This is a genomic window from Bartonella sp. CL434QHHD, assembly GCF_042195145.1.
Lineage (GTDB): Bacteria > Pseudomonadota > Alphaproteobacteria > Rhizobiales > Rhizobiaceae > Bartonella.
The window spans coordinates 30,375-44,853 of the sequence record NZ_JBHINT010000012.1; the positions used below are offsets into that span (position 1 = coordinate 30,375).

The following is a 14,479-nucleotide window of genomic DNA, read 5'->3' on the forward strand; positions in this document are numbered from 1 at the left end:
TGTCTTCAGTTTTTGGGCTTTCTGCTCATAAAGACCATCTCTTCTATAATCTTCCGGTATGCCAATAATTGCATTCTTCTCATAAAGTTTAAAGGTATCTTGATCTACTTTTCAATGTTCTCTCCCTTTAAATGCAACGTGATAACTTTTTATTCTATAACACAAGTAAAAATCTTAAAACGAATGACAACATAACTCTAATAAATCATCTTAAAGAGTTTCCCTAAGAAATTATTATAATACAATTGAATTTTTCTGGAAATCATAAACAATTATGTTTAGAAAATATAAAATATAAATCCAAAAGGGGAACAATTCATGAAAAATGAAACAACTTCAGCATCACAGGATGCAAGAAAACGTGTTTTTGCTATTATAGCAAGCGCATCAGGAAATCTCGTAGAATGGTATGATTTTTACGTTTACTCATTTGCATCAATTTATTTTGCATCACAATTCTTTCCCTCCGATGGTGATACGATTACGCCACTGTTAAAAACCGCGGGTGTGTTTTTTATTGGCTTTCTTATGCGCCCTATTGGAGCTTGGTTTTTAGGATTTGTCGCCGATCGTTATGGACGTAAACGCTCGATGCTTATATCCATTTTTATGATGTGTGGTGGCTCTTTTTTCATCGCCATACTTCCCACCTATGAAACCTTAGGAATAACATCAGCAATCCTTTTACTTTTAGCTCGAATGATGCAAGGACTTTCAGCGGGTGGTGAATATGGTACAGCAGCCACTTATATGAGCGAAGTTGCTCTCAAAAAACATCGTGGGCTTTTTGCTTCTTTCCAATCAGCCACCCTTATTACAGGTCAACTTCTTGCCAGCTTCATTATATTTATTCTAGCATCTTATCTCTCTGAAGATCAGTTAAAAGCATGGGGATGGCGCATTCCTTTTGTGATTGGTGGTTTCGGGGCAGTGATTGCGATTTATCTGCGTCGTTCTCTCCACGAAACAACCACGAAAGAAAGCCGCTCTCACAAACACTCTGGCAGTCTTAAGGAACTTCTCACCAAGCATACAAAAGCCGTTGTCGTAATTGCATGCTTTGCATCAGGAGGATCACTCACATTTTACACCTTTACGACTTATATGCAAAAATATCTAATCACAACCACCGGCTTTGATAAACATACCGCAACAACGATTATGACAGCTGTACTATTTATTTTCATCCTATTCCAACCCATAGCTGGTATCATAGCCGATAAAATTGGAACAAAAACTTTACTTATCATTTGGAGTATACTCTCTGTCATCTTTACATTTCCTGGACTCTGGATAATCGGTAATACGCATAGTATATGGGTTGCCTTTTCCGTCATTATTGGCTTGCTCTTCATTATGAGCATGTATACATCCATCTCTGGTGTCGTCAAATCAGCAATGTTTCCCTCTTCAATACGCGCATTAGGCGTTAGCATCTCTCATGCCATTGGCAACGCCTTATTTGGTGGTTCTGCTGAATACGTCGCGCTTGGATTAAAAAAGTACGGTCATGAATCACTCTTTTATTTTTATATAACCGTCGTGATGATCATGGCATTCATTGCTCTTCTCTTTGTCCCGAGTATGCGTAAAGGAGGCTACCTCCAAGAGGATGAAAAACATTAACCCTTTTTATCAACGAAAAAGCCCAAGAAATTGGGCTTTTTTTATCATTATCACAAATTTAATATTGTTTAAATTTTATGAAGTGCATTAAGGTGCTTAGCAACTAGATAATAAAAAGTCAGTCGACTTTTTCTACGCTCTCCAGACATCATCTCAGCCACTTTTGAAACAGCCATTTTAGCACTCTTCTCATCTGCTTCTAAAACATCTTGAACCCATTTTTCAACACGTTCTAACTCTTTTGGATCCGATGTAGCAACAAGCGCTGCATCCTGCTTTTTCATCACCAAAGCTAAACGACGGCTAAGTCGTTCTACTGCTGCTTCATCGGGATTTGAATCATATAGTTTAATATCTGCTAAATTATTTGTCATTTTGCATCATCTCCTCTCCAAAAATGAGCGGACTATACTTTACAGCCGCATCATATAGCTCCATAAATAATTAGAGGATTAAAAATATTAACAACCCCCCCTTTTCCTAAGACTGTTCTTCATCTATATTTAGAGGGCTGGTTTACCAGCTATGGTAATAAATGGACGGTGAAATAAACCTATTGGACCCGGGGGCGGTACCCGGCGCCTCCACCAAAATATAAGAAACCAAAGTTATATTTTGGTGGGGGCGAAATAGGATCGACAAGGGTGTAAAGATCGCTCTTTTACTCGGCATTGTACCACCGTTATCGGGCTAAATGAGTAGTTGCAAATGACAACTATGCGGAAGCACGTCTCGCCGCTTAAGGTGGTGTGAATGTTTCAATTTGAGCCTTAAACCGTCGCAGGTTTAAGCGGGGTTCGGAGGCACCTGGCAACAGAAGCCTTCACTTTTTTAAATGTTGTTGATTGATCTTTCAGACGTTATCAGACATTATTTACCATAGAGTTTCGTATTTATTCGATTTATTGAGGTGCATCGTAGAAAAAATCTGCTAATTTAAAATATATTCTGTCACACAATATCAATACGCCCCATTCTGCTACGTGAAATAAAAGGAATAAACTTCGATGGTTAAAGATCAAATCCGTTACGATATTCTCGTTCAGGATGCGCTTCGTGGAGTTATCCGTAAAGTTTTATCGGAAGTTGCCAAAGCAGGTCTTCCGGGAAATCATCATTTTTTTATAACTTTTTTGACAAATGCCCCAGGCGTTAAAATTTCTCCTCGGCTAAAAAATCGCTATCCCGAGCAAATGACAATCGTCTTACAACATCAATTTAGAGATCTCAGTGTTTCAGAAACAGCTTTCGAAGTAACCCTCTCTTTCAGGGAAATAACCGAAAAGCTCGTGATTCCTTTTACTTCCATTCAGGTCTTTTATGATCCTGTAGCAGCATTTGAAGCAGCATTTGATCTGCCCTCAAATCTGACCTCTGGAGAAAGTGAAAATTCAGAAAATACCTCAACTACGCCCATTACCTTATCAAACAAACAAAAAATAGAAAATACGCTTACAAAAGAACAAAGTCTCAGTACAAACAAAGAACCTTCAAATAACGATGCAAAACAAAGTCAAAGTGCTGATGTTGTATCTTTAGATTCCTTTCGGAAAAAATAATTTTTCTCATGACTGAATTGATTAATCTTCGCCAATTTCGAAAACAAAAAAAACGTACAGAAAAATCTCTTCGTGCTGAGCAAAATCGTTATCGTTTTGGACGAACAAAAACTGAAAAAAATTTTGAGCAACAAAAATCTTTAAAAACGCAAAAATTTCTTGATCAAAATCGTTTACGAAACGACGAATAAAGGTGGAAAAATGCACGAAAATAATTCTATCGATTGGTCAAAAGTCATTCCACGAAAGATATCTGTTCGCGTTGATGGACACGCAACAAGCGTCTCTTTAGAACCACCATTTTTAGATATTCTAAAAGATATAGCCCGCCAAAAAGGACAATCTTTAGCCTTTATTATCACCGATATTGATAGCAAAAGACCACAACAAGTAAATCTTTCGGCTTCGTTACGCGTTTATGCCCTTCAAAGCGTTCTCACCCAACGCCTTTAATGTTTGTGCTTATTTTTTACGTTCTCTTTCTGTCTGTTCAACTGAAACTGTTGTGACTTTTTAAGAGAAGTTTTTTTAATCTAGAACTTCAATAAAAAAAAGACTACAAAAGAGAGATAATGAGTAATTTTTCTGATCACACCATACCTTTCTTTGAAGAAGATTCCCCTCCAGACCATGATAAGAAGAGCTCTGGTTTTTTCTCCCATACTCTAAAAGAACAAAAATCATATAACACAGATTATTTAGAACAACTCAATCCAGAACAGCAACAAGCTGTTATGAATACTGAGGGACCTCTTTTAGTTCTTGCAGGTGCTGGTACAGGAAAAACGCGCGTTTTAACAACGCGTATTTCTCACATTTTACGCTCTGGACTTGCCTCTCCTCAGCAAGTACTTGCTGTCACTTTCACCAACAAAGCAGCACGTGAAATGAAAATACGTATTGGTGAACTTATTGGAGAAGTTGTTGAAGGTATGCCTTGGCTTGGAACCTTTCATTCCACTGGCGCTAAAATTTTACGCCGTCACGCAGAGCTTGTTGATTTAAAAAGAAACTTTACAATTCTCGATAGCGATGATGTTCTTCGACTTTTAAAACAGCTTATTCAAGCTGAAGGATTAGACGATAAGCGTTGGCCCGCACGAAACCTTGCCATGATGATTGATTCTTGGAAAAATCAAGGACTTTCACCAAAACATATCTCAAAAAGTGATGCTCATTCCTTTGGTAACGGCATGGGACGTGAACTTTATCACAATTATCAAAATCGATTAAAAGATCTTAATGCTTGTGATTTTGGTGACCTTCTACTTCATTCTATCTCTATCTTCCAACATAATCCAGATATTCTTCGCGAATATCATTCTCAGTTTCGTTATATTCTTGTCGATGAATATCAAGATACAAATACAGCACAATATCTTTGGCTTCGCCTTTTGGCCCAACATCCTCAAGGTCAACATGTTAATCTTTGTTGTGTTGGCGATGATGATCAATCCATTTATGGATGGCGTGGTGCAAAAGTCGAAAACATATTACGTTTTGAAAAAGATTTTCCTTCTGCTAAAATTATTCGTCTAGAACGCAATTATCGCTCAACATCCCATATTCTCAAAACCGCCTCCCATCTCATTGCTCATAATGAAGAAAGGCTGGGAAAAGTCCTTTTTTCTGCTCAAATAAAGAGTGAGGAAGAAAAGGTAAAAATTCATTCAGCATGGGATTCGGCAGAAGAAGCACGAGCAATCGGAGAAGAAATCGAACGCGCACAACAAACCGGTCATGCATTAAATCATATGGCTATATTGGTACGCGCATCATTTCAAATGCGTGAATTTGAAGATCGCTTTGTAACACTTGGCCTTAATTATCGCGTCATTGGTGGTCCTCGTTTTTATGAGCGAATGGAAATACGTGATGCCATGGCTTATTTACGCGTTGTTGTCCAACCTACTGATGATTTAGCTTTTGAGCGTGTTATTAATACACCAAAACGCGGCATAGGAGATGCAACCCTGCGCATTCTTTATGAGAGTGCACGTGCACGTGCTGTTCCTCTCTTTTCTGCTGCCGCTGACATCATTGAAACAGATGAATTAAAGCCTAAGGCGCGCAGTGCGTTACGAAGCCTCATTGAAAGCTTCCGCCGCTGGCAAAATATGCTTCAAGACACTCCTCATAGAGAACTTGCCGAGATCGTCCTTGATGATTCTGGTTATACAACCATGTGGTTAGAAGATCGCTCACCAGAGGCTCCTACAAGACTAGAAAATCTTAAAGAAATGATTCGTTCCATGGAACAATTTGAAAATCTTCAAAGTTTTTTGGAACATGTTGCACTCGTTATGGAAACGGAAAATAATGAAAATATGGATGCAGTCAACATCATGACACTTCATTCAGCCAAAGGACTTGAATTTGAAACAGTTTTTCTTCCAGGTTGGGAAGAAGGACTCTTTCCCCACCAACGCTCATTAGATGAAGGTGGACGTTCAGGATTAGAAGAAGAACGGCGCCTTGCTTACGTAGGTCTAACAAGAGCAAAAAAACATTTGCATATATGGTTTGTATCTAATCGAAGAATTCATGGACTTTGGCAACCTGCTCTTCCCTCCCGTTTTCTAGATGAATTACCAGCAGAACATATAGAAGTTGTAGAAATGGAAACATCCTATGGTGGTTATGGAAAATCTTCCTTTCAACATCACGATTCCTTTTATACTGACTATGCAACAGCAAGACAAAAGCGTGCACAAAAAAACAAGAATATTGAAGGGAACGTTATCTCTCAATCAATCTCTCATGCACCATCAGATTTTTCTGTCAATGATCGGATTTTTCACATAAAATTTGGTTATGGTCATATTACAGCAATAGACGATCATAAATTGACAATAATGTTCGAAAAAGCCGGAGAAAAGCGTGTACTAGACAATTTTGTAAACAAAGCTTAATTACAAGTAAACCACGATCAGTTTTTTCAAGAAACCACTTTATTTTATTCTGAATGTCATTTCCATTTACGAACAAAGGCTTCAATGGGCAAATTTTGCATATCAGGCAATGCGTTGTGAATTTTATCAAGCGGCCAATCCCACCAAGCCATATCTAAAAGGCATTCTATCACATTATTGGGAAAACGCATCCGCAACCGTTTAGCAGGCACCCCAACGACAATCGTATAAGGCAAAACATCTTTCGTTATAACAGCGTTCGCGCCAATGATAGCGCCATGACCAATAGTCACCCCAGGCATAATAACCGCACCATATCCAATCCACACATCATGCCCAATAATAACACGTTTTGCACAACGCCTTTCACGAAAACCACTATCTAATGCCATATAACGAAAATATTCGTTTGGACGATAGGTTATTTTATGCGTTGAAACGCGCTCCATAGGATGCTCCAACGCATTCATCCGTACATGAGATGCAATAGAACAAAAACGCCCAATATCGCTATAAATAGCCTCACTATTACGTTCTAAATAAGAAAAATCTCCAACGGTTACATCCCGTAAAATCACCCGCTCATTAATTTCCACATAGCGCCCTAATTTACAACCATGCAGCCGTGCCGTCGTATGGATACGAGGCTCACTTTCATGAAACCGAAGATCGTTCTCAATATTCATGCATCTTTCACCAATGTTTCATCATAGATATGGAAAGACATACCAATCAAGCCAATAAAATCAACCATGAAACACACATTGCAAAACAAACCTGCCGATGTTACAATTTCTCGATCTATTTAAGAGAGTCAAACTATGAAAAATGTAATACGCATCTTGGGGCTGACAATCATATTTCTTGCAGGTGTTTTTATTTATGATACGCTGACAAATAAGCCTTTAGGTGATAACTTTACTCTCACTGATTCTAATGGAAAAAATATTACTGAGGCTGATGTTCGAAGCAAGCCTTCAATAATTTTTTTCGGCTTCACTATGTGTCCTGAAAGCTGCCCTACCACACTGATGAATCTTGATCGATGGCTTACAGCCCTTGGGCCTGAAGCTGATAAATTAGGTATATGGTTTGTGACTGTTGATCCTGAACGAGACACACCAAAAGTACTCCATGATTATCTCAGTAATTTTAACAATAAAATTGTTGGCATCAGCGGAGATCCTGAAAAAGTTCATAAAATGGTCAATTCTTTCAACATCGTTGCTGAAAAAGTCCCTGAAACAGATGGAAACTATACATATAACCATACAGCAGCAATTTTTTTACTCAAAAAAGGTGGAAAATTAGCTGGCGTTATCCGTTATGACACGAAAGAAAGCGATAGCGAATTAAAAGATGAAATCGCCATTGAACGGTTAAAAAAACTCATCTTAAACTAAAAAAACCGATCAAAAGAAAGAACAGCATGTCGCAACAAATTCGCCTCTATTATACTGCTTCTAAAAATGAAGCAGAACGGTTCTATACCCTTATAGAAACAGCCTTTGACGAAGAAGGGTATCCTCTTGCTCTCACAGAGATAGATGAACAAAATGCTGTATATGAGCTTTCTCTATATGTCGATCAAGACAATCAAGAGAACGCATTGAAACGTTTTGCTCAAATCCTTTCTATAGATTTTGAGAAAATTAATATGGAAGTTTTACCCAACATTGATTGGGTACAAAAAAGCCTAGAAGGACTAAAACCTGTGCAAGCTGGTCCTTTTTTCCTTCATGGAAGTCACAACCGAAACGCCATTCCAGCAAATGTTCTCCCTATTGAAATTGAAGCTAATCAAGCTTTTGGCACCGGACATCATGGAACAACAGCCGGTTGTTTAGAAATGATTGCCAAAGTCATGAAACACGAAAATCCAAAAAATGCCCTTGATCTTGGTACTGGGAGCGGTGTACTAGCCATTGGCATAGCAATGCTCAAACCAATTCCTGTGCTTGCATCCGATATTGACCCAATTGCTGTTCAAGTTGCACAACACAATATCGAATTCAATGGTGTCAAGGAATATATTACAGCTATTACAGCAATAGATTTTGCCCATGATGCAATTGCATCACGAACCCCTTTTGATCTCATCGTTGCCAATATCCTTGCTAATCCGCTTATTGAACTTGCGCAAGAAGTGGTAAAGGCACTTCAAAAAGGGGGATCACTTATACTCTCTGGAATTCTTGAAGAACAACATGCCCATGTTTTGGAGACTTATATAAAACAAGGAATGAAGCATATCGAAACATACCACCGGCAAGGATGGGTTACGATACATCTGAAATAAAATAAAAGAAAAGGACGTCGTTATGTATCAATCTTTTGAGGCGACAACAAATCCTGCTTATGCAGCAGAACGCATTTCTTGCCTTCGTAAAGAACTCGATCACCTTGGACTCGATGGTTTTCTTGTTCCGCGGTGCGATGAGCATCAAGGAGAATATGTCCCCCCTCATGCTCAACGCCTTAGCTGGTTAACCGGCTTTACTGGATCAGCTGGGATTGCACTGATTTTAAAAAACAAAGCCATCATATTTACAGATGGGCGATATAAGCTCCAAGTTCGCCAACAAACTGATCCTGATATTTTTAATTATGAAGATCTCATAACTTGTCCTCCCTCACAATGGCTTGAAAAAAATGGTCAAAAACTTTCTATTGGCTTTGATCCATGGCTCCACACGATTGCTGCCACCGATGCATTGAGAAACGCATTAGAAATGAAAGCAGGTGGAAAACTTGTAGAAGTTCAACATAATCCCATTGATTTGCTCTGGCATAATCAACCAAAGTTACCACAATCTGCCTTATCAATTCACCCTCTCAAATATGCTGGGTGCGATACAGATGAAAAACTCGCTTTGATTTACAAAGATATACAGCAAACTCATGCAAATGCTTTTATTTTTACAGACCCCTCTTCCATTGCATGGACATTCAATATACGGGGCAATGATGTTTCCAACACGCCTTTTTCCCTTTGTTTTGCTCTCATTCCACTTAACGAAACACCAGCCTTATTCATTGACAGCAAAAAACTTGGTGTAGAACAGAAACAATATCTGGAACGTTATGCAAAATTATATGAACCAGAACAGCTTATTCCCAAGATCAAAGAGTATGTTCAAAAAGGGACCGTGTTTGCCTTAGATCCACAGCTAACATGCGAAAAATTACGAACTGTTATTGAAGAAAAAAATAGCTCTTTTATCACACTTACCGATCCTGCTGCTCTACCACGTGCCATTAAAAATGACACAGAACTCAATGGCGCACGCAAAGCGCATCTACGCGATGGTGTTGCCCTAACCCGTTTTTTTTCTTGGTTAGATAAACAAATACTAGGGTCAATAAGTGAAATTTCTGCTGCTCAAAAATTAGAAGAATTTCGCATAAATACAGCAAACGAAATGGGAGAAAAACTTAAAGATCTTTCTTTTGATACAATTTCAGCAGCAGGAGAAAATGGCGCCATTATTCATTATCGTGTAACAACACAAACAAATAAACAACTCAATGCTGGTGAACTTTATCTTGTTGATTCAGGTGGCCAATATCGTGATGGAACGACAGATGTCACACGTACAGTAGCAATTGGGAATATTGGAGAAGAAGAAAAACGCTGTTTCACTCTTGTTCTCAAGGGCATGATTACTCTTTCAACTGCTTGCTTTCCCAAAAGAACCCGTGGACAAGACATTGATATTCTAGCACGCATTGCATTGTGGAAAGCTGGTTTTGATTATGCCCATGGCACCGGTCATGGTGTTGGATCTTATCTTTCTGTCCATGAAGGACCGCAAAATATTTCTCGCAAAGGATGCCAAGAACTCATCTCCGGTATGATTCTTTCAAACGAACCAGGATATTATCGCGAAGGTGCTTTTGGTATCCGTCTTGAAAATTTGATGATAGTAAAGCCAGCACAAAAAATTGATGGTGGAGATATAGAAATGCTCTCGTTTGAGACACTCACACATTGCCCCATTGATCGACGGTTAATCCTTCCAGAGCTTTTGACACAAGAAGAACGGCAATGGCTCAATGATTACCATGCGCGCGTTTATCAGATGAATGCACCTTACTTAAATGAAGAAGATAAAAAATGGGCAAAAGAAGCAACAATGCCCCTTTAAATCAAGCAACCTATAACTTTTACCCTTTCTACAAAAACAGCACCGTCTTTTTTAGAGAAAAATATGTACTTGCGTCAGGAAATACAAAAAATATTTCTACAAGATACTTCACGTTTTTTCTGATATGTCAAACACTGACCTAGGTGAAGCAGAGTGAGATACGCCTGCACGTGATAATGCTTATTTTGGGTATTACCATCTAGACACTACCATATCCCTAGTTTCTTTATATGGAAACTCTCGTTATATTTTGTAATCCTTCGCATCGTATTTCTAAAACACCTATTATAACCAGCTTATTACGCTGTTTGGATTCAAAAATTCTGCATATTTATTCGAATAAATTTTACCTTTTTGTTTGCTTCACAATGATAATTTATATTATTTTAATTCTTGAATCATTTTCAATAGTTGTAATTCATTATAATACATATTGCTACAATAAAATAGAATCTGCTATGAAATAAAATTAAGTTAGAATTAAAAGAAGGAGCATACTGATAACATCAGCGTTAAAGTTTTTTATTTATTTGCATAGTTAACAGTAAAATATTATTTTCTAGACTATTACTTACTGTTGAAAAAAAGTTACCCACAATATAGATAGTTTCCAACTACACAGTATAAAAACAACATATATGGAGGCATGTGTTTTGACCTGAATGTGTTATTCAGCTAAAAATTAACAACAATAACAGAGGATATGAAAAACTAGATAACACAAAAACAGTCACGTAAATAAAGAAGATTCAAACTCTCTACAGAGTTTTACAAATGCTCTGAAAAATACACAATAAAACGTGTGTCTTATAGCTTGTTAGTTAACAAAATCTTAAGCACAGATCTTAGTAATCTATATCCTTTCCTTATCCAGTATTTTAGAAATAAAGTGACTATCCTAATGCGTATAATTTTATTTTGTTCCGTAATATTATTATTTGGATGCTATATTGGGCCTTCTGTATTGAAGGAAATTACTAAATTTAAGCGAATTCCTATTGCTTTATTTTCTGAAAATCAAGTCATTACTCCAAATCAATACGATAAATTATACGAAGAGTACGTAAAGACACAATATCCTGATAATATATACGAAGAGCGCCTAGAAATTGCAAAAAAATATCTGGATAATAAGAGTTATGGTGTATATCATGTTCTAAGCCCTGGGATGGTAGTACTAATTCCTGAAAATATAAATCTTATCCATGCGAAAGTTGTTTGGTGTGCATGCCTTGTGGACTTATTACAGGGAGAGTACAATAAAAAATTTCCAGCATTATCCCTACCTACCTACATACATAAGCTACGTTCTCAATATAATTGGAAAGAAAACGATTTCATTTGGGCAAAAAATTTGGTCATGAACTCGACAGATCCAATGTTTAGATACGCACGAATGATATTTAATTCTGAAATATTCTCAATCCAAATACTAGCTCTAATAAACGAAATTTCCTATGCTGAGAAATTTGAGAGAGATGAAGGAAGTCAGGAAAAAAATTATGCTGCTAGACGCATTAGCGAATATCCGAAATTTTGTAATGAAATTGGACAAGTGTACCATCTAATAATGCCTGATAAGTATAGGTACCAGTAATCTTTTATAAATTCAACATAATAAACAACTCGCATTTATATCCCTTATTCATTTATAGCGGAATGTTTTATTATATTTTGTAATCTTCCGCGTTACATTTCTATTACGGCATTTTGGATTAAATTCTACATATTTGTTCAAAAATTTTACCTTTCTTCACAGTAATAATTTATATCTTTTACTAATAATAACCTTGCATATTCTTCATCATAATAGTTTAAGTTTAATATTTAAGTTCAACGTTAATTATTTTAATAACTTAATAAATATCAAAGTATATGGCGCTCTATTTTTGCAAAAAACAGCTCCTATTATCCCCTTTTTGATTTCATCCCCCCAAAAAATGTAAGAAAGATAATCATATCAACAGTATACGATCTTCTGGGAAACACCCTTTAAATATTATGTTTCTCAATCAGCTGTAGCCAAACCTCTTCATCGATAACCTCAACACCTAATTCTTCAGCTTTAGCCAATTTGGAGCCCGCTCCAGGTCCTGCAACAAGAAGATCTGTTTTTTTAGAAAGTGAACCAGATGTTTTAGCCCCTAATCGCTCTGCCAATGCTTTTGCTTCATCGCGTGACATATGCGACAAAGTTCCTGTAAAAACAATGATCTTCTCCGCTATTGGTGAAGAATCTGCTATGATAGGCTCTTCATCAAGAGGTGTTACTTCTTCAAGCAAAACAGATAAAATCTCACGGTTATGCGCTTCTTGATAAAAATCAACAATTGCGCTCCCTACCTGTGGTCCAATTCCTTCGATATTGGTAAGCTCCATCCAAGCCTCATTTCCTTCTTCATTTTTCTTATCACATGGCATAAGTGCTTCCATAGCCGCGGTCTCAAAAGCTGTATAATTTTTATAAGCACGTGCAAGGCGGCGTGCATTCACTTCGCCAACATGACGAATCCCTAATGCAAACAAAAAACGGCTCAAAGGAATTTCTCGGCGCGCATTAATGGCATCATACAATTTCCGCACTGAAACAGTACCAAAACCTTCCATATTTTCCAAACGTATCAAAGATTTTTCTTGGCGCCGTTGTAACGTAAAAATATCGGCTGGTGTATGAATACAAAGCGCTTCATCTTGAACATGGAAAAAGAACTCCACTTGTTTTTTACCCAAGCCCTCAATATCAAAAGCATTGCGTGAAACAAAATGACGAATACGTTCAATCGCTTGTGCCGGACAAATAAGCCCCCCTGTACAGCGACGCACGGCTTCTCCCACTTCACGAACAGCATGACTCCCACAAGCTGGGCACAAATGAGGAAAAATAAAAACAGCAGCATCTTTCGGGCGTTTTTCAATGATAACATCAATAACTTGAGGGATCACATCACCAGCACGTTGTACAATCACGCTATCGCCTACACGGATATCACGTCCTTCACGAATGGGCTCTCCTTTATGACCAATTCCCTTAATATAATCCTCATTATGCAAACTAGCATTGGTCACCACCACTCCACCAACAGTAATAGGCGTAAGACGTGCAACAGGTGTCAAAGCTCCCGTGCGACCAACTTGAATGTCAATATCTTCCAAAAGCGCTATCGCTTTTTCTGCTGGAAATTTATGGGCGATAGCCCAACGCGGCGAACGAGAAACAAACCCCAAACGCTTTTGGAGCATCAAATCATTAACCTTATAAACAATGCCATCAATATCATAGCTTAAAGAATGACGGCATTCTTCGATATCGTGATAATACGAAATAATTTCTTTTACTGTCTTAAAGACTTTTGTTAATGGATTGATAACAAAGCCATATTCTTTTAGCTTTTTCATCATCTCCATTTGACTTTCTGCCAATATTTCACTCACCTCACCACAAGCATAAGCAAAAAATTGAAGTTTTCTGCTAGCGGTTATCCGTGAATCAAGCTGACGGAGTGAACCAGCCGCCGCATTTCGAGGATTGGCAAAAGTTAACTTTCCCTTCTCTTGTTGGCTGATATTCAGTGCTTGGAAATCTTCCCGCCCCATATAAACTTCACCGCGAACCTCAATGATATCAGGAAAATCACTTTGTAAAACTTGTGGAATATCAGCAATTGTTCGGGCATTTGCCGTCACATTTTCACCGACAGTTCCATCCCCACGCGTTGCCGCACGCACAAGCCGCCCCTTTTCGTAGCGTAAAGACAAAGATAAACCATCAATTTTTGGCTCCGCTGTTATTTCCAACACTTGTGTTTCTGGAAGCCGTAAAAAACGACGAATACGCTCAACAAATTCACTAACATCTTCAGAGCTAAACGCATTATCAAGTGAAAGCATAGGCTGTGCATGAACAGATTTTTCAAACTTTTCAGAAATTGGTGCCCCAATTTTATGTGAAGGAGAATCAATACGTATAAGCTCTGGAAAAAGAGCTTCAATTTCTGCATTACGGCGGCGCAAAGCATCATATTCTGCATCAGAAATTTCAGGCTGATCATCACGATTATAAAGCACATCATGACGTGCAATTTCTTTTGCCAACCACTCTAATTCACGTTCTGCTTCAACAGCTGTGAGATTTTTATCTGCATCTTTGTTCATAAAATCTATTCCAAATTACAAGCACTGCCACAAGGATTTCCACACGCATCCTCATCAAGTGAATCTCAATAAATACAAGCTT

Annotated in this window: 12 protein-coding genes and 1 other RNA gene; 10 read left to right on the forward strand and 3 right to left on the reverse strand. The window is 37.9% G+C overall.

Annotated features, from left to right (window positions below; translation table 11 throughout):
- The first annotated feature begins 318 nt into the window (after nucleotides 1-318).
- Nucleotides 319-1,626 (forward strand): MFS transporter, encoded by a 1,308-nt coding sequence (locus ACFILN_RS02275; RefSeq protein WP_273790760.1) that lies wholly within the window; start codon nucleotides 319-321, stop codon nucleotides 1,624-1,626.
- Between the two features lie 68 nt (nucleotides 1,627-1,694).
- On the opposite strand, the gene ACFILN_RS02280 is transcribed toward ACFILN_RS02275, so the two are convergent.
- Nucleotides 1,695-2,000, reverse strand: coding sequence for a DUF2853 family protein (locus tag ACFILN_RS02280; protein ID WP_273790761.1), 306 nt, complete (start codon nucleotides 1,998-2,000; stop codon nucleotides 1,695-1,697).
- 97 nt (nucleotides 2,001-2,097) lie between these two features.
- Here ACFILN_RS02280 and ssrA point away from each other — a divergent pair.
- The 5 genes from ssrA to ACFILN_RS02305 all read left to right on the forward strand — a co-directional run bounded on the left by ssrA (nucleotide 2,098) and on the right by ACFILN_RS02305 (nucleotide 6,097).
- Nucleotides 2,098-2,454: a transfer-messenger RNA gene (ssrA, locus tag ACFILN_RS02285) on the forward strand.
- 179 nt (nucleotides 2,455-2,633) lie between these two features.
- On the forward strand, nucleotides 2,634-3,185 hold the full coding sequence (locus ACFILN_RS02290; protein ID WP_273790762.1) for an SspB family protein: 552 nt from the start codon (nucleotides 2,634-2,636) through the stop codon (nucleotides 3,183-3,185).
- Nucleotides 3,186-3,193: 8 nt separating this feature from the next.
- Nucleotides 3,194-3,376, forward strand: a complete 183-nt coding sequence (locus ACFILN_RS02295) for a DUF4169 family protein (RefSeq protein WP_273790763.1) — start codon at nucleotides 3,194-3,196, stop codon at nucleotides 3,374-3,376.
- 10 nt (nucleotides 3,377-3,386) lie between these two features.
- The gene (locus ACFILN_RS02300) at nucleotides 3,387-3,638 is read left to right on the forward strand and encodes a ribbon-helix-helix domain-containing protein (RefSeq protein ID WP_273790764.1); all 252 of its coding nucleotides are present in this window, start codon (nucleotides 3,387-3,389) and stop codon (nucleotides 3,636-3,638) included.
- Nucleotides 3,639-3,757: 119 nt separating this feature from the next.
- Nucleotides 3,758-6,097: an ATP-dependent helicase gene (locus ACFILN_RS02305; RefSeq protein WP_375670775.1), complete on the forward strand. Its 2,340-nt coding sequence runs from the start codon at nucleotides 3,758-3,760 to the stop codon at nucleotides 6,095-6,097.
- Between the two features lie 56 nt (nucleotides 6,098-6,153).
- Here ACFILN_RS02305 and ACFILN_RS02310 read toward each other — a convergent pair whose 3' ends face one another.
- Complete coding sequence (locus ACFILN_RS02310; protein ID WP_375643457.1) at nucleotides 6,154-6,783, reverse strand: DapH/DapD/GlmU-related protein; 630 nt, start codon at nucleotides 6,781-6,783, stop codon at nucleotides 6,154-6,156.
- A gap of 135 nt (nucleotides 6,784-6,918) precedes the next feature.
- Between ACFILN_RS02310 and ACFILN_RS02315 the strand changes: the two genes are divergently transcribed.
- The 4 genes from ACFILN_RS02315 (at nucleotide 6,919) to ACFILN_RS02330 (ending at nucleotide 11,842) form a co-directional block, all read left to right on the forward strand.
- Entirely contained in the window at nucleotides 6,919-7,500 is a 582-nt protein-coding gene (locus tag ACFILN_RS02315; RefSeq protein ID WP_273790767.1) for an SCO family protein, read from the forward strand.
- Nucleotides 7,501-7,526: 26 nt separating this feature from the next.
- Nucleotides 7,527-8,396, forward strand: coding sequence for a 50S ribosomal protein L11 methyltransferase (locus tag ACFILN_RS02320; protein WP_375670776.1), 870 nt, complete (start codon nucleotides 7,527-7,529; stop codon nucleotides 8,394-8,396).
- A 22-nt stretch (nucleotides 8,397-8,418) separates the two neighbouring features.
- Nucleotides 8,419-10,245 (forward strand): aminopeptidase P family protein, encoded by a 1,827-nt coding sequence (locus ACFILN_RS02325; RefSeq protein ID WP_375670778.1) that lies wholly within the window; start codon nucleotides 8,419-8,421, stop codon nucleotides 10,243-10,245.
- A gap of 901 nt (nucleotides 10,246-11,146) precedes the next feature.
- Entirely contained in the window at nucleotides 11,147-11,842 is a 696-nt protein-coding gene (locus ACFILN_RS02330) for a hypothetical protein (protein WP_375654486.1), read from the forward strand.
- Between the two features lie 395 nt (nucleotides 11,843-12,237).
- Here ACFILN_RS02330 and ligA read toward each other — a convergent pair whose 3' ends face one another.
- Nucleotides 12,238-14,397, reverse strand: a complete 2,160-nt coding sequence (ligA, locus tag ACFILN_RS02335; RefSeq protein WP_375637655.1) for an NAD-dependent DNA ligase LigA — start codon at nucleotides 14,395-14,397, stop codon at nucleotides 12,238-12,240.
- Nucleotides 14,398-14,479 lie beyond the last annotated feature (82 nt).

Excerpts from the sequence above, each read along its gene's own strand:
- ACFILN_RS02315 (WP_273790767.1), top strand. The coding sequence starts at position 6,919 with ATGAAAAATGTAATACGCATCTTGGGGCTGACAATCATATTTCTTGCA.
- ACFILN_RS02290 (WP_273790762.1), top strand. The coding sequence starts at position 2,634 with ATGGTTAAAGATCAAATCCGTTACGATATTCTCGTTCAGGATGCGCTT.
- ACFILN_RS02295 (WP_273790763.1), top strand. The coding sequence starts at position 3,194 with ATGACTGAATTGATTAATCTTCGCCAATTTCGAAAACAAAAAAAACGT.
- ACFILN_RS02310 (WP_375643457.1), bottom strand. The coding sequence starts at position 6,783 with ATGAATATTGAGAACGATCTTCGGTTTCATGAAAGTGAGCCTCGTATC.
- ACFILN_RS02300 (WP_273790764.1), top strand. The coding sequence starts at position 3,387 with ATGCACGAAAATAATTCTATCGATTGGTCAAAAGTCATTCCACGAAAG.
- ligA (WP_375637655.1), bottom strand. The coding sequence starts at position 14,397 with ATGAACAAAGATGCAGATAAAAATCTCACAGCTGTTGAAGCAGAACGT.
- ACFILN_RS02320 (WP_375670776.1), top strand. The coding sequence starts at position 7,527 with ATGTCGCAACAAATTCGCCTCTATTATACTGCTTCTAAAAATGAAGCA.
- ACFILN_RS02305 (WP_375670775.1), top strand. The coding sequence starts at position 3,758 with ATGAGTAATTTTTCTGATCACACCATACCTTTCTTTGAAGAAGATTCC.
- ACFILN_RS02280 (WP_273790761.1), bottom strand. The coding sequence starts at position 2,000 with ATGACAAATAATTTAGCAGATATTAAACTATATGATTCAAATCCCGAT.
- ACFILN_RS02275 (WP_273790760.1), top strand. The coding sequence starts at position 319 with ATGAAAAATGAAACAACTTCAGCATCACAGGATGCAAGAAAACGTGTT.
- ACFILN_RS02325 (WP_375670778.1), top strand. The coding sequence starts at position 8,419 with ATGTATCAATCTTTTGAGGCGACAACAAATCCTGCTTATGCAGCAGAA.
- ACFILN_RS02330 (WP_375654486.1), top strand. The coding sequence starts at position 11,147 with ATGCGTATAATTTTATTTTGTTCCGTAATATTATTATTTGGATGCTAT.